Genomic DNA, 21,848 nt, shown 5'->3' on the forward strand with positions numbered 1-21,848 from the left:
ACAGGACCAGCGAGGGAGAAGCTGTCCTTACTGGACACTCAAAGTGTAACCCATGTCCCTGGACAAAAGTGTTACCGATGTCCCTGACTCGTACAGTAAAATTAGAAGATGATGGTACACAGGTAGCCACACTTCGTGTTGCATCTAAAGATGGGGGGGGTTTATTGTAATGGCTAAAACTGTAAGCGCTGATGGGCCAATTCTACGCCCGGGTCAGCTTGTAGGTTGGCAAGCGATCAAGTATATGAAAGAACTTGGCGAGCAAACTGACGACGACCGATTTGGCTGGGTTGGTCTAATTATTGGTACATTAAAGCCCGATTATGAAAATGGTAGTTGGGCAGGGGACAAACGATTCCAGCCCTAATAATTAGGTTTAAATTCGCTCCCTACATTCGCTTAGGCCTCGGGGTCGCTGCGCGCCCCTCGGCCATTTAACCAAAACGTTATGTGTTCAAGGAATAGTAAGAGCAATGGATAACCCATTTTGGTTTAACCTGGTTAAGCAGTGGAAAGAGAAAGGAATGGGTCACTATGGCGTCTGTTTTCCATTTCTGGCTGGTGCGGTATGTCGGGAAAGCGGTGAGGAGGTCACTAAAGAATTCGTGGAGGCTATATTCCGAGAAATCCTTAACAAGCCTGTACAGGGTTACTACTGCGAGGTTCGTTGGTGCGGAAACATTGATGAGCCAGTGGTGTCAATCGAGAAGAACAGCGACATAAAGAATAAGGCGATTCAAGAGAAATACGAAACCCAGGAAAATCAACCCTCGCTAGCATTCACTTCTGATGTGATGAGCATGCTTACCCTTGACTGCTCTACTAAAGAGGAATGTCTGGAGAAGTTGGTATTAATGACATTGGAAAAGGCGCGGAAGGGTATGTTTTCGAAAAACAACGGCGTATTCGGCGACTTTACCGATAATGAAATCGAATTTATCGAAGATGTTGCGGCAAACACAAGCAACACATAACAAGACGCTCGTTCGGACACAAACTACGCTGCACTTCGTTTGCGCCGCACGGCTTGGTCGTTGATGAATGGCCGCTTGTGGCCGTTATGTGACCCAGGTAGAAATTGAGTGATATATAAATGAAAGAGTTTTTAATATATTGTTTAATGAAGCAGTGGTGGAATATTGGTTTTTCATTATTCTTGATTTTTATGGGAATTGTTATTGCTAAAAGGCCTGTTCTGTGGAACATAATATTGCAAGAATATCAAGGTTACTTGGTAGGAGGGACAATTTCTATTACGGGCATTATTTACCTTGTTACTACTTTAGCTTATTCCCGGAGTGTTATTAAAGAGAATAAAAACTATCACACATAACAAGCAGTTCAATGTCGCTCCCTACGGTTGCCGGACCTATCAATAAGCGTCGGTCCCTTATCCTTATTGTTGAATGGCCGCTCCTGGCCGAAAGCGGTAACTGACAGGGTGGAATTCCATGAACAGTATACTTATTTCCCGGTTATCTGCTTTTTATATATTTCCAGAGCCGCTTCCCGAGTGGCCTTGAGATCAATAATCGGTTCCGGATAGTCCTTCCCGATAATGCACTCCGCCTGTTGTTGAACCTCCTCCGGTGCCTTCCACGGCTCATGGATGTATTTGTTCGGCAGTTTGGCCAGTTCCGGCACCCACCGGCGGATATACAGTCCATTTTTATCAAACTTCTGGCTCTGGGTGACGGGGTTGAAGATGCGAAAGTACGGTGCGGCGTCAACGCCGCAGCCGGCGACCCACTGCCAGTTCATGCTATTGGCGGCGAGATCGGCATCCACCAGGGTGTCCCAGAACCATTCGGCGCCTTTTTTCCAGTGAACCATCCCGTTCTTTGTTAAAAACGAGGCGACGATCATGCGTACCCGGTTGTGCATATAACCGGTCTGCCACAGCTCGCGCATACCGGCGTCGACCAGGGGATAGCCGGTGCGGCCCTGTTGCCAGGCCTGTAGCAGTTTCTTCGATGTTTTCCATTTGACGTGGTTGAACCGTTGATCGAACGGTTTGTCGGTGGTGTGCGGAAAGTGGAACAACACGGAATAGGCGAAGTCCCGCCAGATCAGCTCGCGAATGAAACTTGTGCCCTGGCGGCGCCGATCCTGGCGATCCAGTTCCCCCAGGATGGCGCGCACGCTGATCTCGCCGAAGTGCAGATGGGGTGACAGGCGGGAGGTGCCTTGCTGCGAGGGCACATCCCGTGCCTGGTGATAATCCGCCAGATCGTTGCGCAGAAATCGGCTCAGCCGCTTCCAGGCCCCGGCCTCGCCAGGCTGCCAATGGTCGTTAAAGCCGCTGTCCCAGCCGATGGTGGGTAACAGATCCAGATCGGCAATCTTCTTGGATTTGATCCGGGTGGCGACGCCGGGTAACTGTTTTGGCGCAGGGTAGACATGATTGTCCCACCCTTCGCGCAGATAGCATTTGTAAAACGGGGTGAAGACCTTGTAGGGCTGCCCGCTCAGGTTGCGCACGGTGTCCGGTTCGCGCAGCAGGTTGCCCTGGTAGACGCTGAAGGTGATGCCGTTCTCGTTTAACTGCCGGCGCAGTTGTTTGTCCCGTTTGAGCCCGGCCGGTTCATAGACCCGGTTACAATACACGGTATCGGCGCCGGTTTCGTTAATAAGCTGTTGCAGTACCTCGGTGCTTTGTCCATCTCGGATGATCAAACGGCTGCCAAGCTGCTTGAGTTTGTCCGCCAGGGCGGTGAGGCTGTGGTGCAACCACCAGCGGCTGGCGGCACCGGCGACCCAGGCGGTCGTGTCATCGTGTATATATATAGGAATGATCCGACTGGCATCGGTCAGCGCCGCCTGCAGGGCCGGGTTGTCGTGCAGGCGCAGATCCTGCCGGAACCAGAGGATCAGGGGACGGGACACTCGGTGCGGGCCGGGTTCAGCGTTTGAGCGCGAGGGTCAGCCCATCCCCGATCGGCAACAGGCTGATGTCCACCCGCGAGTCGCTGTGCAGGGCGTCGTTGACGTCGCGGATCGCCACGGTATCCTCGTCGTTGACGTCGGGATCGGCGACATGGCCACTCCACAGGGTATTGTCGATGGCAATGATCCCGCCCTTGCGGATCAGCTTGAGACACTGCTCGTAATAGGTCAGATAATGGGTTTTGTCGGCGTCGATGAAGGCAAAGTCAAAACTGTTGGCGTTGCCGTGGTCGATCAGTTTCTGCAGGGTCTTGTCGGCCGGGGCCAGCAGCAGTTCGATCTTCTGGTTAACCCCGGCCTCCCGCCAGTAGCGTTGCGCCATGTCGGTCCATTCCCGGTTGATGTCACAGGCGACCAGGCGACCGTCCGCGGGGAGCGCGTCGGCGATACACAGTGCGCTGTAGCCGGTGAAGACGCCGACCTCGATCGCCTGTCGGGCGCCCAGCAGCTTGATCAGCAGGTTCAGGAACTGTCCCTGCTCCGGCGAGATCTGCATGCGCGCCATCTCCAGGGTGGCGGTCTCCTCGCGCAGCTGTTTTAACAGTGCGCTCTCGCGCAGGGAGTGTGCCAGCAGATAATCGTAAACCGTGTCATTCAGGTTCAGGGTGCGGTTGGACATGTGCTGCCTCGTCATTGGCCACAAAGATGCCGTCGCAAGCCGACGGGGTTTACCGTTATGGTAAACTAGCCGTCGGCAAATGCAATTCATCCGGCAAAGGCGGCATACCGCAGTTATGGCCATTCTCTGGGAAAAGACCTGGCAGGGCTCGAAATATCAGGTGCGTGCCGCGGGGCGGACCCGCCGTCTGTATACCGACGGGGTGTTTCACAGCCAGTATCATCCGCAACGGACCCTCTCGGGCGGCATCTGGGATCTGTTGTGGCTACCGGCGTTCTTTCGCCAACCGCCTGCATTTCGACGGGTACTGATGCTCGGCGTCGGCGGGGGGACGGTGTTTCATCAGTTACAGCGTTATGCCGATGTGACCGGGATGGTCGGCGTGGAACTCAATCCGATCCATGTGCAGGTTGCACAGGACTATTTCGAGATAGCACGTTGTGGCGCGCAACTGCACCAGGCTGAGGCGGGGCAGTGGTTGCGTGATTACCGGGGGCCGAAATTCGACCTGATTATCGAGGACCTGTTCAGCGAACAGGCGGGCGAGCCGGTCAGGGCGATCAAGGCGGATCAAAAATGGTTTGATCTGCTCAATCGTAATCTCTCCCGTGACGGGATTCTGGTGATGAATTTTGTCTCGCGCAAAAGCCTGCGCGACTCTGCCTGGTATCATCAGCCGAAGCTGCGCAAGGCGTTGCCACAGGGCTACCAGTTTACGCTTCCCGCCTTCGAAAATTATATTGCCTGTTTTTTACGTCAGCCCTCATCCAGCCAGTTGTTGCGTGACCAGCTGAACGGGATACCGGAGCTGGCCCAGGAGATCAGCCGGGGAAACTTCAATTTCACTGTACGGCGGTTACTGGCTGGCCGATAATCGGGCAGATGATCAATTTCTGAGAATTATTTGGACTATGGCAGCGAAAAAGAAAGTCAGCAAAAAGAAGAGCGCGGCAAAGAAGAAGACCAAAAAGAAAGCCGTGCGCAAGAAAAAAACCGGCAAGCTGGCACCGCGCAAGGAACAACGCGGCCTGAAGGCCGAGCAGGTCGTTCTGCCGCTGGACGACAACGCCGTGGCGCCGCTGATCGACGAGATTCAGGCCGTCGGCGGGGCCGCCATCGGCGCCTACCGCGAGCCGCTGTCCGGCCGGCCGGTGGTGATGGCGGTGCTCCCTTTCAAGGCGGTACAGCCGACGCCGTTTCAGCGGGATCTCTCCCCGACCCACGTCAAGCGCCTGGCCGAGAAGATCGAGGAGAGCGGCTCGTTTCTGGATCCGCTGATCGTGGTTCGGGGGGATGACGGCAGCCTCTGGACCCCCAACGGTCGGCATCGGCTGGCAGCGGCCAAGATGCTGGGGCTGCGCCAGATCACGGCACTGGTCTCGCCGGACGAAGAGCTGGCCTTTCGGATCCTGGCCCTGAATACCGAGAAGGCGCATAACCTCAAGGATCGCAGCCTGGAAGTGATCCGCATGGCCCACAGCCTGGCCGAGAGCAAGCCGCGCGCCAAGGAAGTGGATTACAGCGCCGAGTTCGAGGCGCCAGAGCTGCTGACCCTGGGGATGATCTATTCGCAAAACAAACGTTTCGCCGGCGGCGCCTACAGCCCGATGCTGAAAAAACTGGATCGCTTCAGCGAGCGAACCCTGCGCGTCAGCCTGCGCGAGCGTGAGGCCCAGGCGGCCCGCTTGCAGGAGATCGATGTGCAGGTGAAAAAGATCATCGAGAAGTTAAAGGCGCGCGGCTTCAAGTCGCCCTACCTGCGCAACTACGTGGTGGCGCGGATCAATCCGGTGCGCTTTCATCGTGCCAAAAAAGGCGATACCACGCCGCCGATGAGTGTGTCGGCGGCGCTGACGCGTATGGCCTCTGCAGCGAAAAAATTCAATCTCGATTCGGTCAAGCCCGGCGAGCTGGCGCTGGTGGCTGCCATGTCGGGGGGAGAAGGGTCGTGACAACGATCGCTCAGTTGAAACAATCCGACCGCATGGCGTGCCGCGCCGGTTGTGGCGCCTGTTGTATTGCACCGTCTATCTCCTCGCCGATCCCCGGCATGCCGCAGGGCAAACCGGCAGGCGTGCGTTGTGTTCAGCTCGATGAGGCCAATCGATGCCGCCTGTTCGGTCAGCCCGAGCGTCCGGCGGTGTGTGAGCAGTTCAGCGCGACGCCGTCGATCTGTGGCGATGATACTGCGCAGGCGCTGGATAATCTGCACTGGCTCGAACGGCAGACAGGCTGAGCGGCATGTCGAGCTGGTTACTTTATTGCCGCGCCGGGTTTGAAAACGAATGCGCCGCCGAAATCCAGGGGGAGGCACTGCAGCGGGGCATCAGCGGGTACTGCAAGGCCCGGGCGGACAGCGGCTATGTCACCTTCACCAGCCATGATCCCGGTGCTGATCTGTTCGCCGTGCTGGCACTGGAAGATCTGATCTTTACCCGCCAGTGGTTTGCCATCTATGCGCTGCTCAATGATCTGCCGCTGGCCGATCGGCTGACGCCGATCCTGAGATTATTGCAGCAACAGCCTCACCAGTATGCCGAATTTTTTATCGAAACCCCGGATACCAATACCGGCAAGGAGCTGCAGAAACTCTGCCGGGCCCTGGCTCGCCCGCTGGAATCGCAACTGGATGCCGGCGGGCTTTACCAGGCAAAGGCGGACGATCGACTGCATCTCTGCTTTCTCTCCACTCACGCCGCCTATGTCGGTTATGCGCCGCTGGCCAACAGCTCGATCTGGCTGATGGGTATTCCGCGTCTGCGTGCCCCGCGCCAGGCGCCGAGCCGGTCGGCCCTCAAACTCGAAGAGGGCATACTGCGATTGATGTTCGAGGACGAGCGCGAACAGTTTCTGCGCCCGGGTATGAAGGCAGTGGATCTGGGTGCTGCGCCCGGCGGCTGGAGCTGGCAACTGATCCAGCGGCATCTGTTTGTGATCGCGGTGGATAACGGTCCCATGCAGGAGGAATTGCTGGAATCGGGACAGCTCGAACAGATCCGCGAAGACGGCTTCCGTTATCAGCCGTCAAAGAACGTTGACTGGATGGTGTGCGACATCGTCGACAAGCCGAAAAAAGTGACCGCCCTGATGGCGCGCTGGCTGGTCAACGGCTGGTGCCGGCATACGATCTTCAATCTCAAACTGCCGATGAAAAAACGCTACCAGGAAGTGCAGCAGTGCCTGACCATGCTACATGATGAGCTGATCGCGGCCGGCATCGATGCGACGATTCGCTGCAAACAGCTCTACCACGATCGCGAAGAAGTTACCGTCTGTGTCCTTACTGCGGACGCCGCTGGAAAATAACGTTTATGCCCGTTGTATGGGTGCAGAGGTCGCGGAGGCGCAGAGAAAATAAAATAATTCTATATAGGTGTGAAGTTCTGTTTTCGTGTAAAGAGTTTTCTTCCTGCCTGGTGTTTGGAAAACCGTATTCCCATTCTAACAAGAATACTATCAATGACTTTTTATAGTCTCCGCGGCTCCGCGACCTCCGCGTTAATCAGGAAGCTTTTCGGTAAGGGGCGGTTTATTTGTCTTCTTCGTCGGACGGGACCGGCAGGGGCTTCTGGCCGGGGTAGGCGAAGTACTGGCGCGGGGCGTTGTCGGACTGGCCGGTGTTGATGTTGAATTTTCCGCGTTTGGGCTTCATCAGAATGATGTCGCTTTTGCGGGTGATGTCGATATCGTGTTCGAGCAATACCCGGCGATGGCGCTCGCAGACCTCTTCGGATTCACGGCGCAACAGGGCCTGGACATCCCGGCCGCGCAGCCAGTTATAGGCGGTGCGCCGGTACGGATAGGGGATCTCCATGATCTCGTTGATCAGGGTTTCAAGCTCGTCTGGTGAGGCGTTGCGATCTTTTTCGCTGCAGAATTGAATAATGTACTGATAGGGACCCTGCTCGTCCAGCTGCTCGATGTGCCGGGCGGCCAGGTCGGCATCCTCAAAACGCAGGGCCGCCTTGATCGGCACCAGCTGGTTGTCGGCCCCGAGAAAGATATCGCGTTTGGCCAGCCGGGACTGTTCGGCACTGATCTGGCGCTCGATGCGAATCACGAAATATTCGTCGATGCGGCTGTCGGGTTGATTCGGGTTCATACGCTGAGAATAGCACGGATGCCGTCACAGCTGCAGGAGACTTGCCGGTTGTGGGGCTATCACATACAGTTAGTGGCAGAAACCAGGACCTTACGGCGATAGCAGTGTTAAATCTGAAGTCCCGCTTTATTCTGCCCGGACAACTGACCTGGCCCGGCTCGCTCAAGAGCAGCGTGCTTGTCCTACTGTTCGGCTTTACCTACTTTCTGCTGGGGGAAGTGGGGCTGGGCATCGACACGGGTTATGCCGGGGTCACCCCGTTCTGGCCGCCTTCCGGACTGGCGCTGCTGGTATTCATCCTGTACGGCCCCCGTTACTGGCCCGGGATCTTTATCGGCATCGGCTTGCTGGCCTACAGTCAGGCGATGCCGCTGGCTGTGGCCTTTCTGGCCGCCTGCGGTCATGTCCTGGAGGCCCTGGCCGGGTGGTATCTGTTGAACCGGTTTTGGGTCAAGCTGGATTTTCGTCGGGTTACGGATGTGCTTCATTTTGCCGCGATCGCCTTCAGTGCGCCGCTGATCTCGAGTCTGTTCGGCAGTACCGCCATGATGGTTTCCAATCTGGTCAGCTGGACGGATTTCATACTTGTATGGAGCATGTGGTGGCTGGGTGATGCGACCGGTATTTTATTACTGGTCCCGTTTGTTCTGATCTGGCGAAACCTGCTCTACTATTGCCGTGACGGTGCGGATGACAGTTTGTTGGGAGCGGAGATTGGCGAAGATTGCCAGTATATTCTCAAGTCCAACAGAATCGGCCAGCTCTCAATCTATGTCGTGTTATTGACGCTGGCCGCGCTATACGGTTTCTCCGGCGCCGAGGTGAATACCACCGGCCGACTGGGACTGTTCTATCTGGTTCTGCCGCTGACGGTGTTTATCGCTATCAGTTTCGAGCAGTTTGGTGCCACGCTGGCATCAATTCTGGTCAGTATTATCCTGCTGTTTTCCTATCACCCCGGTTGGGGGCCCTATCCGGGCTCCAGTGATATTCTCAATCTTCTGATTGTGGTGATCTTTATCTGTATTACCGTGATAACGGCCATGGTCGTGGCCGCCCTGTTCACCGAACGACGACAGTCCGAGAAAGCGTTACGTAAATCACACAAGCGGCTCCAGGAGAGTGAATTACGTTTGCGCCAGTTATCCGAGAATATTCACGAGGTTTTCTGGCTGGTTGATGCAAATGACTCCCATGTGATCTATATCAGCCCTTCCTGCCGGGATACATGGGGACGGGAACCCGGGGCGTTCTACGAGAATCCGGGCGAATGGGGCGCTTCATTGCATCCGGAAGACAGGGAACGGGTTTTTGCTGAGTTCGAGAATTTCAAACACAATGGCAGGTTTGAAATGCAATACCGGATCGTTCGACCGGATGGTGATGTGCGCTGGATACGTGATAAGGGTTTTCCGGTCTATAATGAGGCCGGGTATATTTATCGCCTGGCCGGTATTGCCGAGGATATTACCGAACAGAAGCTGGCTGAAGAACAGAAACTTCAGCAGGAAGAGGAGCGTTCCAGGTTGTCGCGCTATATTTCTGTCGGCGAATTGGGGAACAGCCTGGCACATGAAATTAATCAGCCGCTTACCTCGATCATGTGTTATGCCCAGGGCGGTTTGAACCGTTCAAAAGAGGGCAGGCTCAGCGAGAAAGACATCCAGGATATATTCGGGCGTCTGAGCGGCGAGGCGGAACGCGCCGGACGCATTATTAACAAGTTGCGTGACTTTGTGAAGCGCAAGGATATCAGGTTTTCCCCGGTGGATATCAATGCGCTTCTGCAGGACTCATTACAACTGGTGGACAACAAAATAAAAACCGGTGATGTACGGGTAACTTATGTGCTGGGCGATTCCCTGCCCCTGATTATGACCGACCCGGTACTGACCCAACAGGTGATTTTGAATCTGGTGATTAATGCGGTTGAATCCATGCAGGAGGTCGAGTCTGAACGTGTTCTGACGATTGTCACGGAGCAGGGAGGTGATTATGTCACGATCTCGTTTCGCGATACCGGCATCGGCATACCGCAGGAGCTTCAAAAAGAAATTTTTGCGCCGCTGTTCACCACAAAACAGCAGGGGGTCGGGCTCGGACTGTCGATCGCCAGCAGTATTATAGAAAGCATGGGTGGTGAGCTGCGTGCCTGGCCGGGGGACGGGTCGGGGTATGTGTTTGCGTTCTCCCTGCCCATCCGGCACAAACATGACAGGAGTAGCGATGCGTTATCGAACTGGTAGTGATCCGCAACAGGCGCAGGAACAGGTGGACGGGATGATTGTCGGCTCCGCCATCTTCGGGCTGTTCACCGGCGTGGTCTTTGTGGTTGCCGGTCTCCGGGCGCGTCAGTTGTGGCTGGCTTTCTGGGGTGCCGGGCTGGTTCTGGCCAGCGGCGCCTACCTGATCTACACCTTCTTCAAATAGTCTTATGTCTGACGTCGTTGTTCTGATTCACGGTATCTGGATGACCACGCTGGAGCTGCGGCCGCTCGCCTGGCAGCTGCGACGTTGCGGCTATACCTGTCGTTATTTCTATTATCCCAGTCTGCGCCGATGCCCCGCGGACAATGCCCGCCGCCTGGCGACTTACCTGCAGCAGCTCGATGCCCCGCGAGTGCATCTGGTCGCGCACAGTATGGGGGGGATTGTTCTGTCGCATCTGTTCGAGCAGGGCGAACCGGCCCGGATCGGCCGCGTGGTGATGCTGGGGACACCCCTGCAGGGCAGCGTGGTGGCCCGGCAGCTGTATGCGCGACGGATCTCGCGATTGTTGCTCGGGCGCGCCACCGAGGCGGGATTGCTGGGCGATGCACCTGCCTGGCGAAGCAAGGTTGAATCGGGCATGATCGCCGGAACCCGCTCTTTGGGCATTGGCCAGCTTCTGGCGCCGGGAAAACTCGTCCCGCCGCACGACGGGACCGTGGCCGTGAGTGAAACCCGTTCCCCGGGACTGCATCATCACCAGACGGTTCACAGCAGCCACCTGAGCATGCTGGTCTCCCGTGAAGTGGCCGATCTGGTCTGCCGTTTTCTGCAACAGGGTCGCTTTACATAAACCTCGCCCGGGGTGTTCGTGGCAATTGAACGCTTGGTATACTGGCTACTGTACCGGGATTCGACGACTGCCGGGTCGTCCTTCTCAAGGCAATCAATTCAATCAGGATCCGTCAATCATGTCATTACCCAGAATCAAGCTAATCAGTTTCGCACTCTGTCCCTTTGTTCAGCGCTCGATCATTACATTGCTGGAAAAAGAGGTTCCCTACGAGATCGAATATATCAATCTCGATAATCCGCCGGCCTGGTTTCATGAGGTTTCACCACTGGAGAAAGTGCCGGTCCTGCTGGTAGATGATGAGCCGTTGTTTGAATCCATGGCGATTTGTGAATTTCTGGATGAGATCACGCCCGGCAGCCTGTATCCCGAGGACCCGTTTGCCCGCGCTAAAAATCGTGCCTGGATCGAGTTTGGTAACGAACTTCTTGGCGCGGTCTATAGTTATGCGACCACCGGTGAGGAGACGGGTTATAAACAGAACCTGATGACGGTCAAGGACCGGCTTGAAACCCTGGATGAATTCTTCGCAGGCGGACCCTATTTCAACGGCGAGGAGTTTTCACTGGTCGATGCTGTCTATGCACCGATCTTTCGCATGCTGCGTTGTCTGGAAGGCTTGCAAGAGCAGAATGTCTATGAAGATGCGCCGAAGATCGCGCGCTGGGCAGATACCCTGTTGCAGCGCCCGTCCGTCATCAATGCCGTACCGGCGAGTTATAATGACGATTATTGCGCGCGTATCCAGAGCAGCGGCTCGGTATTTGCGCAAAAAGCCGGTGTTTAGTCCGGTTTAGATCCCCGATGCACACGGTGCCGCTGGAAGTTGCACTCGATTGGGCCAGTCCTCATGCCCGCCATCGCGATCGCTATTACTTTGACCGGGTCGATCTGGCGCGGGATGGTCTTCCGGCCGATCTGGGGGAACAGTTGCAAGAGCTACCTGTCGGAAAGAGCGCACAGGTCGATATTCTGTTCGACAACTGGCAGGAGCCATACCGGCAAAGCCGGATCCGATCCCTGCCCCGGGAACAGTTCCGACGCCGGAGCAAGCACCCGCTGCCTCCGGTGATTCCCCGGACCGGCCGGTTTTATCCGCGTCGCTTTGTCAGCGACGCGATCGGGGCGGATAACGGCGCTAATTGGCCGCTGCGTTGTCTCCAGGCGGGCGAGCAGGCGCTGCGTATCGATCTCAACCATCCACTGGCCGGCCGGCATTTGGCTATGCAGGTGACCCTGCTGGGGGAGCTGCTGCCCGGCAGCGATCAGGACGACACCCCCGGCGATATCCTGGCGACCTGTACCACAAACGGGCCGGGTATGCAGGCCAGTCTCCCGGAGGTCGATACCGACTTTTTTACCGAAGAGGCCTTTCGACGGATCGATGAGGCCGTGGACGGTGAATTCTATGCGAGTCCCCGGCTGGTCCAGCATCTGGATGCCACCTGCCGTGGATACATTCAGGATCTCTACGCTCGCTTTATGCAACCGGGGATGCGGGTACTGGATCTGATGTCGAGCTGGGTCTCCCATCTGCCGGCGCAGCCCGATGATCTTGTGGTCCACGGTCTGGGGATGAACGCGGGGGAACTGCAGGCCAATACGCGCCTGCATGACACTACCGTGCAGGATCTGAATCAGGATGGTCGCCTGCCATTTGATGAGGCGACCTTCGATGCAGTGATCTGTACCGCCTCGATCGAATACCTGATCCGGCCCCGGGAGGTCATTCGGGACGTTGCGCGAATACTGAAACCCGGTGCTCCGCTGGTAATTACCTTCTCCGATCGCTGGTTTCCGACCAAGGCGATCCAGTTGTGGAGCGAGCTGTATGATTTTGAACGTCTGCAACTGGTTACCGATTATCTGCGCCACAGCGATCAGTTTGCAGAGCTGGCGTCCGAATCCCTGCGCGGCTATCCCCGTCCGGTCGATGATCCCTATGTCAGGCAGCTCGATTATTCGGACCCGGTGTTTGCGGTATGGGGTTATCGCATCTGAAGCCGGCGCATGGATAAGCGAACCATGACGAGCGACTCATTTAAACCGACACTGATCCGGGATCGGGAACAGCCGGAGTGGCAAGTCGACGGGCGGGCGCTGTTTATCCGTCCGGCGACGCACATGCCCTGGCAGGCGGACGTCCGGGTAGTGGAGCAGGACAGCTGGTTGGTTCTCGGTGAGTCCTCCGGTCTGCGTGAGGATGAACGACCGGCCTGGGTGCAGGCCAATCAGCTGGAATCCGCCCCTTCCTATCGCCCCGGTAGTGTCATTGCCCGGGCCGGACAGCCACCGCAATTGATGATGATTCTCTATGACCTGGACCAGCAGCCGATCTGTCAACCGCATTGGGTGAAGCAGGCCCTGTCCGCGGTACTGGATCACGCGCATGACCACGATCTGTCGCGGCTGCAAATTCCCTTGCCGGGTTACCAGTACGGCGGCCTGACGGCGGAGGCGGCGTTCACGCTGCTTCTGGGGGAGCTTCGGGCGCATCGCCAGAAAAAGCCTGCCACCATCCTGCTGGCGCTGCCCGATGAGCGCTTGCGCCAGCAGCTGTTATCGCTGCTGTCGGAGATAGAGGGCTGTTAGTCGGGTAAGGAAAGTTGGCAGTCGCAAATCGTAAGTCGTAAGTCGTAAGTCGTTAAGAGGATAGTTGACCGCGAGCGATCCAGATTTAAAATTTCTGCCAACTGCCAACTGCCAACTGCCAACTGCCAACTGCCAACTGCCAACTGCCAACTGCCACATACAGTGCTAGAATAACCTGATACACATCAGGTCTGATCCATGATCAGATTACCGAAAGGCGGGGAGCACAACATGCGTATCGATCTTGATCCCGACAGCGACGTGGTACAGGAACAGTTTGCCGTGGTCTATTGTCCGCGGCGCAAGCGGGATCGCTTTCCCGAAGGCAGTGTCGAGGTGGTGGCCAGCGCCGAGGCGGCACGGGCCGGGGCCAATGCGACGAAAAACCGCTATGCCGCGATGGTGATGGGACCCTCCCGCTCCTCCGAGGGGGCCCGGCTCTATTATCTGATCGAGTGGCTCGATCAGGATGCACCATGAGCCGGGATCCGGACCACAATTTCGATCATTTCCATCAACGTTTCAAACAGAATATCTATGCCTCGCTAAAGGGACGCCTGCGACTGGCGATCCTGTGGCGGGATGTTCAGCAACATATTCCGCCGCTGACGGCGGGGATACCGCTGCGTATCCTGGATGCCGGCTCCGGGATGGGAAACTTCAGTCAACAGCTGCTCGAGCAGGGCCATCAGCTGTTGCTGTGTGATATTTCCGGCAAACAACTGGAAGCAGCCCGGCTGAACTTCTCTGCTGCGCAGGATTCCGGCCGCGTCCGTTTTGTTCAGCAACCGTTTCAGAAACTGGCCGATAACGCTGACGAGCAGTTTGATCTGGTCATGTCCCATGCGGTACTGGAGTGGCTGACGGATCCGCAACAGGGTATTGGCGCACTGCAGCAGTTGATCCGGCCCGGCGGCTGGTTGTCCCTGCTGTTTTTCAACCGCCACAGCCTGATTTACCGGCATCTGCTGAACGGCAACTTCAAACGCGTCCGTAGCGGGGATCTGGCGGGTGAAGGCAAATACCTGACCCCGGATAACCCGCTGATACCGGAGCAGGTCTATGACTGGCTCGACGACAACGGCTTGCAGACAGTGGCCTGTTCCGGCGTACGTACGTTCACGGACTTTATGGATCCCGGCATGCGCGACAAGTTGCCCTTTGAAGAGTTACTGGAGATGGAGTTACGCTACCGTTCTCAGGAGCCGTTTCGATCCCTGGCGCGCTATATTCACGTGATCTGCCATAAACCCTGACAGGATAACACTGATGCAAACGATTCATATCCGGGTCCTGCGCCATTCCGCTTTTTACAGTCCCTTGCTGGCCACCATGAGTGCCGGATTCCTGGAAGCGGAGGGACTGCAGGCCGACTACACGGTGGTCGACGCCGATCATCCGCTGGAGGCGGGGATTCGCGATGGCACGGTACAGGTGGCGCAGGCGGCACCGGCGGTCAGCTTCGCCTATCTGGAGCGAGGCGAGTCGCCGCCGTATCGCCATTTCGCCCCGATCAACGAGCGCGATGGCTTCTTTCTGGCCGCCCGCCACAGCGAGCCCGATTTTAACTGGTCACGGTTGCCGGGCAAGCAGGTCCTGGTGGATCACCTGTTTCAACCTCTTGCCATGTTCCGTTATGCGCTGCACCGGCAGGGGATCGATCCGGCCGGGGTCGGAATCATTGATGCCGGGGATGTGGCGGCGATGGATAACGCCTTTCGCAACGGGGAGGGTGATTATATTCATCAACAGGGGCCGGCCCCCCAGCAACTGGAGCACGAGGGGCTGGCTCACGTGGTCGCCTCGGTCGGCGAGGTGATCGGCCCGGTGGCCTTCAGCAGCCTGTGTGCCAGTGAAACGTGGTTGCAAAGCGATATGGCGCGAGCCTTCATGCGGGCCTATTGCCGTGCCCAGCGCCATGTCATCGACACACCCGCGGCGCAACTGGCCAAAGAGGAACAACACTTCTTTCCCGGTATCGACCCGCAAGTGCTGACCCAAACCATCGCCGCCTACCAGAAGCTGGGCTGCTGGCAGGATTCGCCGCACATTTCCCCGGCCAGCTATGAGACCCTGCTGGATGTGTTCGAAGCCGACGGGCAGATCAGTCGGCGGCATGCCTACGAGACCGTGATCTCGTCACCGCCGGCGTAAGAAAGTTGGCAGTCGCAGTTTGCAGTCGTAAATCGTAAATCGTTAAGAGGATAGTTGACCGCGAGCGATCCAGATTTAAAATTTCTGCCAACTGCCAACTGCCAACTGCCAACTGCCAACTGCCAACTGCCAACTGCCAACTGCCAACTGCCAACTGCCAACTGCCAACTGCCAACTGCCAACTGCCAACTGCCAACTGCCAACTGCCAACTGCCAACTGCCAACTGCCAACTGCCAACTGCCAACTGCCAACTGCCAACTGCCAACTGCCAACTGCCAACTGCCAACTCAGAACCCGTGTAGGCCAGGTTGCGCGCAGCGCTACCTGGCATTTCCCCTATCGACCGGGTGTCACGCAGGCTATCGCCAGCGTGACCTACGCCACTCAGAACTAAGAACTTAGTACTCAGTACTGATCTCTTTCCAGGCTGGGTGGCGTTTAATCGCCTGCAGGGCCTTGTTGAGCAGGGTAATGCCCGGTTCGGTGCGATGCCAGGTGGAGGCACCGGAGGGGTGGGGCAGGGGGATGATGTCTCGCACTTTCCCTTCCACCTCAACCCGGTGACGTTGGCCGATTACCTCGTTCAGTTTGTTGACCGGCATGAACTGGCCGATCGCCAGTTTGCCGACCGGAATCAACAGCTGCGGTTGGATTAGCTCGACTTCCTGTTGCCACCAGCTTTTGCAGTTCGCAATTTCCTTCCTGGCCGGGACCCGGTCACCGCCTTTGGCAAGTTTACCGGGAAAGCAACGACACACCGCGGCCATGTAAACCCGTTGGCGAAAGCTCTCTTCCGCCAGGCCGATACGCTCGAACCAGCCGAACAGGGTTTTACCGGCGGTCCAGGCGAAGGGGCGATGCAGTTCGATCTCGCGATTGCCCGGTGCCTGACCGATTAACATCACCGGCGAGGCGACCGGCTCGCCGGTCACCGGCGGGCCGTGCATCTGGGGACAACGCCGGCAGCGATGCAGACGGCGCTGATGTTGTTGCAAGGTCTCGAAATCGGTCATGGAAATCTCATCAGAATGTCACAAGCCGGACATATTGCCACTCTACAGTTTTGCCGTCATTTCACAACATCGGTAAGGAGAATGCTATGTCCCGGTATACAGTGGTTTCGATTCAAAAAAGTCCGGCGCCGCACGGCCAAAGTGGTGACAACTGGTATCGCTATGAGATTTCCGGTGGTGCCACAACGATTATCGGATACCGGCGGGGAACGCTAGGTGAAGCGCGGGTGTTGGCACGGGAATGTGTCATACACCTGAACACTCAGCTGACGGGTATGCCCGCCGGTGAATTTGTTCGCCGTACTGTCAATCCGGTAGCGGATGTGGATCCGCTGGTAACCGCCTGATCGAGCCTGATCAGACGCCGGTCTGCAGGACGATCTTGCCCCGGGTATGGCCCTGCTCGATGAGCTGATGCGCCTGCGCGGCTTCGGCCAGCGGCAAGGTCTTGCTGACGTGCAGTTTTAACTGTTCGCTGTGCAGATAGCCGGCACAGCGATCCAGAATCTCGCCCTGGTGGGCACGGGCCTGCGGCAGATCCGTCAGCATCGGTGTGAGCATCAATTCAAGACTGATACTGAGGTTACGCTGGCGTGCCACGCTCCAGTCGACTTCCTTGCCGGGATCGAGCAGGGTCACCAGCTGGCCGTAGTGGGTAATGACCGACAGGGTCTGGTTGAATACCGCGGGACCGACTGTATCGAAGGCGACATCGACGCCGTAGCCTTTGCTGAGTTCCATGACCGCCTCGACCAGATTCTCTTTTTGATAGTTAATGACCTTGTCGGCGCCCAGCTGGCGAACAAACTCGGCCTTGTCGTCATCACTGACCGTGGTGATGACCCGGGCGCCGGCCAGTTTGGCGAGCTGGATCGCCACATGTCCGACCCCGCCGGCGCCGGCGTGGATCAACACGCTCTGGCCTTTGTGTAGCCGGGCCCGGTCGTAGAGAGCCTCCCAGGCGGTGATCAACACCAGTGGCCCGGCGGCGGCCGTGGTGAAGTCGATGGCATCGGGCAGCGGTCGGGCGACCGCCTCGGGCAACACGGTGTATTCAGCGTAGTTGCCCGGCTCCCGGCCGAGCCCGCCATGGCAGAACCAGACCCGATCGCCGACCTTGAGGCGCGTGGTTTGCTCGCCGGTTTCGACCACCGTCCCGGTACCGTCACAACCGAGTATCGCCGGCAGCGCATCCTCGAAAAACACGCCCCGCTGACGCAGCTTGGTGTCGACGGGATTGATCCCGGCGGCATGCAATTGCACCTTGATATCGGTGGGCTGCTGCAGCTGCGGCTCACCCTGCTCCACTACCTGCAAAACGGACGGATCTCCCGTCCCGGTCATGACTACAGCCTTCATGCTTGTGGCTCCCGGTCGTCGTTTGAATGAATTACTGGAATGAAGCGTGGCGCTGGTTCGCCGGGCAAATAGTGTCAGTTGCGGTTGTGATGATCAAGTGAAGATGCCCATAATAACCCCGTTGCCGGTTCAGGGTTATCTCGTGGGGCAGGGGGAATAACCACCACAGACACTGAATACGTCGAAAACACCGAAACCGGTACCAAAGAAGAATAAAGCAGGGGATGGGGTTGTCTGAATCAACGATTACCGCGCTGGTCTTTGTCGTTTATTTGTTAATCATGCTCTGGCTGGGCGCACTGGCCTATCGGCAGACCGCAAACCTGTCCGATTATATTCTTGGAGGCCGGCGCCTGGGCCATTGGGTCAGTGCGTTGAGTGCCGGGGCCTCGGATATGAGCGGCTGGTTGTTGCTGGGCTTGCCCGGTTACGCCTATCTGGCCGGTTACGAGGCGGGCTGGATTGCCCTGGGGTTGTTGATCGGCACCTACCTGAACTGGCGCATCATGGCCGTTCGCCTGCGCTGTTATTCCCAGCTGGCCGATAACAGTCTGACCCTGCCCGACTATCTGGAAAAACGCTTTGCCGATCCCTCCCACCTGTTACGTCTGTTGTCGGCGTTTTTCATTCTGCTGTTTTTTTTGTTTTATACCGCTGCCGGACTGGTGGCCGGGGCCAAGTTGTTCACCAGTGTGTTCGGCATCGATTATCACGCCGCATTGGTGCTGGGGGTCGGCGCGATACTGATCTACACCTTTATCGGCGGTTTTCTCGCGGTCTCCTGGACCGATGTGATTCAGGGGTTATTGATGGTGGTGGCGCTGGTGGCCGTTCCGCTGATGGCGATTCTCTCCCTCGGTGGCTGGGAGGCGATGCAGACGGGGATGCAAGCACAGAATCCGGCCCGTCTGTCGGCCTGGAGCGACCGGCAGGGGGAACCGCTGGGCGTGCTGGCAATCCTCTCGCTGCTCGGCTGGGGACTGGGCTATTTCGGCCAGCCGCATATCCTGGCGCGCTTTGCCGCCATGCGCACCCCGGCGGTCGCTGACAAGGCGCGGCGTATTGCCACCGGCTGGAGCGCGCTGGGGCTAATCGGCGCGTTGCTGGTCGGCTTTGCCGGAGCCGGTTATCTGCCCGGGCCGCTGGAAGGTGGTGACTCGGAAAAGGCGTTTATTAATATGGTGCAACAGATGCTGCCGACGGCATTGGCGGCGATCTGTCTGGCGGCGATCCTCGCCGCGATCATGAGTACCGCCGACTCCCAGTTGCTGGTCTCCGCCTCGGTGCTGATCCAGGATTTTTATCAGGGGCTGTGGCGTAAAGACGCCAGTCAGGCGGAACTGGTCTGGGCCGGACGCGGCGCCGTGGTGGCGATCACGCTGATCGCCGCCTGGCTGGCGTGGGAGCCGGGACGCAGTGTGCTCAATCTGGTGGCCTACGCCTGGGCCGGCTTCGGGGCGGCCTTCGGGCCGGTGTTGCTCTTCTCGTTATACTGGCGGCGCATGACCCGCTGGGCGGCGCTGGGCGGTTTGCTGGGTGGCGGCATCACCGTGGTCTGGTGGAAATCCCTGCAAGGCGGTATGTTTGACCTGTATGAAATCGTCCCCGGCGTGCTGGTCGCCTCACTCCTGATTGGGGTGATCACCCTGTTCGGGCGCCCGCCGACGCGGGTCGGTGAGCTGTTCGATCAGATGCGGGCCGAAGTGCGCGCCTATCGCCAGACAATCGATTAAAGAATAGATGCTTACGACTTGGCGATTGGTCCTGCGCTGCTAGACTGAACTGAGACGCCAGGTGATAGCCATGATCCACAACAATAAACAACACGGGCCTTCGCCCGCCTCAGCCAACCAGGAGTTCGCGGATGAATCTTGAGAAAGTCATTTTCGCCTTTTTTATTGTGCTTGCCCTGACCATCAACTTCGGTTTTTTTATCGGCGATATCGACAACCCCGACCATCATAATGTCTACGAGCTGTACGCGGCACTGGTGATCAGCCTGATCGCCACCGTCCTCAAGTTCGGGGATCGTACCCATATCGGTGCGGTACTGCTGGCCACCAGTCTGGTGGCGGATGTGCAGTTGATCATCGCTGCGGTTATCTGGGGGGTGGTTGAGCATGTTACTCAAACCGGGATGACCCCCCACGTCATGGCCGCCATTGTCTCCCTGTCCGGCGGGGCGCTGCTGGCCAACATTACCTCGGTGGTGCTGTTTGTGATCGAGACGTCGATGATGCGCCGCTGACAGGCCGGGTTGATGAATAATATCCTGTTCGTTTTTCTGCGTCGTCTGCACGTTCCACTGATCGTGCTGATCACCGTTTACGCGATTTCCGTTCTCGGCTTTGTGCTGATCCCCGGCGTGGATGATCAGGGCAACCCCTGGCGGATGGATTTTTTCCATGCATTCTATTTTGTCAGCTACATGGGCAGTACTATCGGTTTTGGCGAGATACCTTATGAGTTTACCGGTGCGCAGCGCATGTGGACCACGTTTACTATCTATGCCACGGTTATCAGCTGGCTGTATGCCATCGGCTATATGCTGACTATTGTTCAGGATCCGGCGCTGCGAAACTTGCTGACCGAGCATCGTTTTCGCCGCGGGGTACGCCGCATTAGCGAACCGTTTTACCTGATCTGCGGTTACGGCGATACCGGCAACTTTCTGGTACGGGCGTTGAATGAAGCCGGCATACGCGCGGTGGTGGTCGAGATCGATCAGGACCGGATCAATCAGCTCGAACTGGAGGGCTATAACACCTATGTGCCGGGCCTGTGTGCCGATGCGTCGGTGCCCGACAATCTGATCAAGGCGGGACTGCAGAACCTTGATTGCGCCGGTGTGGTGGCCCTGACCAACCAGGACGCAGTTAATCTCAAGGTCGCCATTACCAGCAAGTTACTCAATCCGGGTCTGCGCACTATTGCCCGGGCCGAAACTCACGATGTGGAAAAAAACATCGCCTCCTTTGGCACGGATCATATTATCAACCCGTTCGATACCTTTGCCGGACGTCTCGCCCTGGCGCTGCATTCACCGGGTATGTATCTGTTGTATGAGTGGATGACCAGCGTGCCGCACGAATCATTGCGCGAGCCGGTGTTTCCACCAAGTGGCCGCTGGATCCTCTGCGGTTACGGCCGGTTCGGCAAGGCTGTCCATGAGCGGCTCAAGGCCGAAGGGGTCTCCTCCACGGTCATCGAAGCCACGCCGGAGATAACCGGTACACCGAGCGACGGGGTGGTCGTGGGACGGGGTACCGAAGCGGAAACGTTGCATGAAGCGGATATTCAGCATGCCGTGGGGCTGGTGGCCGGTACCGATGATGACGCCAACAATTTGTCCATCGTGATGACCGCCAGGAGTCTGAATCCCGATCTGTTTACCGTCTTGCGCCAGAACGGTCGGGCCAATGATGTGATCTTCAATGCCGTGCAAAGCGATCTGATCATGCAGCGCGGCAATATCATCGCACGCAAGATATTTGCCACGATTACAAACCCGGTGCTGACCGACTTTCTGCGTCTGGCCCGACGGCATGATGACGACTGGGCCAACCAGCTGATTAGCCGGATCGGCGGCATCATCGGCAATGAGGCGCCGCATGTCTGGATGTTGACCCTGGATGAAGAAAATGCCCCGGCGGTCAATACCGCGTTGGAATCCGGCGAGACGTTGACAGTACAGAATATTATTACCGACCCGCACGATTTCTCCCGCACTCTGCCGTTGATTGTCTTGCTGATAAAACGCCCCGGTGATGAGGCCGAGCAGGAGATTATCCTGCCCGCGGGACAGGAGCCGTTACAGCCTGGCGATCAGTTGTTGCTGTGCGGCCGTTTTGGTAGTCAGTCGTCTGTGGAATGGCTGGTGGCCAATCTCAATGTCCTTGAATATGTCCTGTACGGTGAAGACCGTCCTGCCGGGACGATCTGGCGTCGCTGGGTGCGACGCAACCACGCCGCCAGGGAACTTCAATGAAAGGAATCAATTC

The 21,848-nt window shown here is 57.4% G+C and carries 25 protein-coding genes; 20 read left to right on the forward strand and 5 right to left on the reverse strand.

Features of this window, described 5'->3' with window-relative positions:
* Positions 1 to 169 precede the first annotated feature (169 nt).
* From EDC23_RS08165 to EDC23_RS08175, 3 genes are all read left to right on the forward strand, one after another.
* Positions 170 to 367, forward strand: a complete 198-nt coding sequence (locus tag EDC23_RS08165) for a hypothetical protein (RefSeq protein WP_134083337.1) — start codon at positions 170 to 172, stop codon at positions 365 to 367.
* 106 nt (positions 368 to 473) lie between these two features.
* Positions 474 to 974 carry a hypothetical protein gene (locus tag EDC23_RS08170; protein ID WP_134083340.1) on the forward strand — a complete coding sequence of 167 codons (501 nt, stop codon included), beginning with the start codon at positions 474 to 476 and terminating at the stop codon, positions 972 to 974.
* 119 nt (positions 975 to 1,093) lie between these two features.
* On the forward strand, positions 1,094 to 1,333 hold the full coding sequence (locus tag EDC23_RS08175; RefSeq protein WP_134083343.1) for a hypothetical protein: 240 nt from the start codon (positions 1,094 to 1,096) through the stop codon (positions 1,331 to 1,333).
* 131 nt (positions 1,334 to 1,464) lie between these two features.
* On the opposite strand, the gene EDC23_RS08180 is transcribed toward EDC23_RS08175, so the two are convergent.
* Positions 1,465 to 2,886 (reverse strand): cryptochrome/photolyase family protein, encoded by a 1,422-nt coding sequence (locus EDC23_RS08180; protein WP_134083345.1) that lies wholly within the window; start codon positions 2,884 to 2,886, stop codon positions 1,465 to 1,467.
* A gap of 16 nt (positions 2,887 to 2,902) precedes the next feature.
* Entirely contained in the window at positions 2,903 to 3,565 is a 663-nt protein-coding gene (locus tag EDC23_RS08185) for a class I SAM-dependent methyltransferase (RefSeq protein ID WP_134083347.1), read from the reverse strand.
* Between the two features lie 115 nt (positions 3,566 to 3,680).
* Here EDC23_RS08185 and EDC23_RS08190 point away from each other — a divergent pair, with 115 nt between their 5' ends.
* The 4 genes from EDC23_RS08190 to rlmM are packed head-to-tail and all read left to right on the forward strand — an operon-like array spanning position 3,681 to position 6,871.
* Positions 3,681 to 4,439, forward strand: a complete 759-nt coding sequence (locus EDC23_RS08190; RefSeq protein WP_166668811.1) for a spermidine synthase — start codon at positions 3,681 to 3,683, stop codon at positions 4,437 to 4,439.
* Positions 4,440 to 4,476: 37 nt separating this feature from the next.
* On the forward strand, positions 4,477 to 5,517 hold the full coding sequence (locus EDC23_RS08195) for a ParB/RepB/Spo0J family partition protein (RefSeq protein WP_134083352.1): 1,041 nt from the start codon (positions 4,477 to 4,479) through the stop codon (positions 5,515 to 5,517).
* A 32-nt stretch (positions 5,518 to 5,549) separates the two neighbouring features.
* The gene (locus tag EDC23_RS08200; protein WP_134083904.1) at positions 5,550 to 5,801 is read left to right on the forward strand and encodes a YkgJ family cysteine cluster protein; all 252 of its coding nucleotides are present in this window, start codon (positions 5,550 to 5,552) and stop codon (positions 5,799 to 5,801) included.
* A gap of 5 nt (positions 5,802 to 5,806) precedes the next feature.
* A complete protein-coding gene (rlmM, locus tag EDC23_RS08205) occupies positions 5,807 to 6,871 on the forward strand; it encodes a 23S rRNA (cytidine(2498)-2'-O)-methyltransferase RlmM (protein WP_134083355.1) in 1,065 nt (354 codons plus the stop codon).
* A 223-nt stretch (positions 6,872 to 7,094) separates the two neighbouring features.
* Here rlmM and EDC23_RS08210 read toward each other — a convergent pair whose 3' ends face one another.
* Positions 7,095 to 7,667: a hypothetical protein gene (locus EDC23_RS08210; protein ID WP_134083358.1), complete on the reverse strand. Its 573-nt coding sequence runs from the start codon at positions 7,665 to 7,667 to the stop codon at positions 7,095 to 7,097.
* 104 nt (positions 7,668 to 7,771) lie between these two features.
* Here EDC23_RS08210 and EDC23_RS08215 point away from each other — a divergent pair, with 104 nt between their 5' ends.
* The 9 genes from EDC23_RS08215 (at position 7,772) to EDC23_RS08255 (ending at position 15,474) form a co-directional block, all read left to right on the forward strand.
* Complete coding sequence (locus EDC23_RS08215) at positions 7,772 to 9,913, forward strand: MASE1 domain-containing protein (RefSeq protein WP_134083361.1); 2,142 nt, start codon at positions 7,772 to 7,774, stop codon at positions 9,911 to 9,913.
* Positions 9,894 to 10,097 (forward strand): hypothetical protein, encoded by a 204-nt coding sequence (locus EDC23_RS08220; RefSeq protein ID WP_134083364.1) that lies wholly within the window; start codon positions 9,894 to 9,896, stop codon positions 10,095 to 10,097. The genes EDC23_RS08215 and EDC23_RS08220 overlap by 20 nt, the downstream gene beginning before the upstream one ends.
* A gap of 4 nt (positions 10,098 to 10,101) precedes the next feature.
* Positions 10,102 to 10,728, forward strand: coding sequence for an alpha/beta fold hydrolase (locus EDC23_RS08225; RefSeq protein WP_134083367.1), 627 nt, complete (start codon positions 10,102 to 10,104; stop codon positions 10,726 to 10,728).
* 118 nt (positions 10,729 to 10,846) lie between these two features.
* Entirely contained in the window at positions 10,847 to 11,515 is a 669-nt protein-coding gene (locus EDC23_RS08230; RefSeq protein ID WP_134083370.1) for a glutathione S-transferase family protein, read from the forward strand.
* A 17-nt stretch (positions 11,516 to 11,532) separates the two neighbouring features.
* Complete coding sequence (locus EDC23_RS08235; protein WP_134083373.1) at positions 11,533 to 12,729, forward strand: methyltransferase domain-containing protein; 1,197 nt, start codon at positions 11,533 to 11,535, stop codon at positions 12,727 to 12,729.
* Between the two features lie 24 nt (positions 12,730 to 12,753).
* A complete protein-coding gene (locus EDC23_RS08240; RefSeq protein WP_134083376.1) occupies positions 12,754 to 13,320 on the forward strand; it encodes a hypothetical protein in 567 nt (188 codons plus the stop codon).
* A 198-nt stretch (positions 13,321 to 13,518) separates the two neighbouring features.
* Positions 13,519 to 13,800, forward strand: a complete 282-nt coding sequence (locus tag EDC23_RS08245; RefSeq protein ID WP_243830747.1) for a hypothetical protein — start codon at positions 13,519 to 13,521, stop codon at positions 13,798 to 13,800.
* Complete coding sequence (locus EDC23_RS08250) at positions 13,797 to 14,576, forward strand: methyltransferase domain-containing protein (RefSeq protein WP_134083379.1); 780 nt, start codon at positions 13,797 to 13,799, stop codon at positions 14,574 to 14,576. The genes EDC23_RS08245 and EDC23_RS08250 overlap by 4 nt, the downstream gene beginning before the upstream one ends.
* 13 nt (positions 14,577 to 14,589) lie before the next feature.
* Positions 14,590 to 15,474 (forward strand): ABC transporter substrate-binding protein, encoded by an 885-nt coding sequence (locus tag EDC23_RS08255; protein WP_134083382.1) that lies wholly within the window; start codon positions 14,590 to 14,592, stop codon positions 15,472 to 15,474.
* A 399-nt stretch (positions 15,475 to 15,873) separates the two neighbouring features.
* Here the strand turns inward: EDC23_RS08255 and EDC23_RS08265 are convergent, their stop codons facing one another.
* Entirely contained in the window at positions 15,874 to 16,488 is a 615-nt protein-coding gene (locus EDC23_RS08265; RefSeq protein ID WP_134083385.1) for a uracil-DNA glycosylase family protein, read from the reverse strand.
* A gap of 86 nt (positions 16,489 to 16,574) precedes the next feature.
* Between EDC23_RS08265 and EDC23_RS08270 the strand changes: the two genes are divergently transcribed.
* Positions 16,575 to 16,835, forward strand: a complete 261-nt coding sequence (locus EDC23_RS08270; RefSeq protein WP_134083388.1) for a hypothetical protein — start codon at positions 16,575 to 16,577, stop codon at positions 16,833 to 16,835.
* Between the two features lie 10 nt (positions 16,836 to 16,845).
* Here EDC23_RS08270 and EDC23_RS08275 read toward each other — a convergent pair whose 3' ends face one another.
* Positions 16,846 to 17,847 carry a zinc-dependent alcohol dehydrogenase family protein gene (locus EDC23_RS08275; protein ID WP_134083391.1) on the reverse strand — a complete coding sequence of 334 codons (1,002 nt, stop codon included), beginning with the start codon at positions 17,845 to 17,847 and terminating at the stop codon, positions 16,846 to 16,848.
* 224 nt (positions 17,848 to 18,071) lie between these two features.
* On the opposite strand from EDC23_RS08275, the gene putP reads away from it, so the two are divergent.
* The 3 genes from putP to EDC23_RS08290 all read left to right on the forward strand — a co-directional run bounded on the left by putP (position 18,072) and on the right by EDC23_RS08290 (position 21,835).
* Complete coding sequence (putP, locus tag EDC23_RS08280; protein WP_134083394.1) at positions 18,072 to 19,580, forward strand: sodium/proline symporter PutP; 1,509 nt, start codon at positions 18,072 to 18,074, stop codon at positions 19,578 to 19,580.
* 131 nt (positions 19,581 to 19,711) lie between these two features.
* Entirely contained in the window at positions 19,712 to 20,095 is a 384-nt protein-coding gene (locus EDC23_RS08285) for a DUF6394 family protein (RefSeq protein WP_134083397.1), read from the forward strand.
* Between the two features lie 12 nt (positions 20,096 to 20,107).
* Positions 20,108 to 21,835 (forward strand): potassium channel family protein, encoded by a 1,728-nt coding sequence (locus tag EDC23_RS08290; RefSeq protein ID WP_134083400.1) that lies wholly within the window; start codon positions 20,108 to 20,110, stop codon positions 21,833 to 21,835.
* Positions 21,836 to 21,848 lie beyond the last annotated feature (13 nt).

The sequence above is a fragment of the Thiohalophilus thiocyanatoxydans genome, assembly GCF_004366735.1.
GTDB classification, from domain to species: Bacteria; Pseudomonadota; Gammaproteobacteria; order UBA6429; family Thiohalophilaceae; genus Thiohalophilus; species Thiohalophilus thiocyanatoxydans.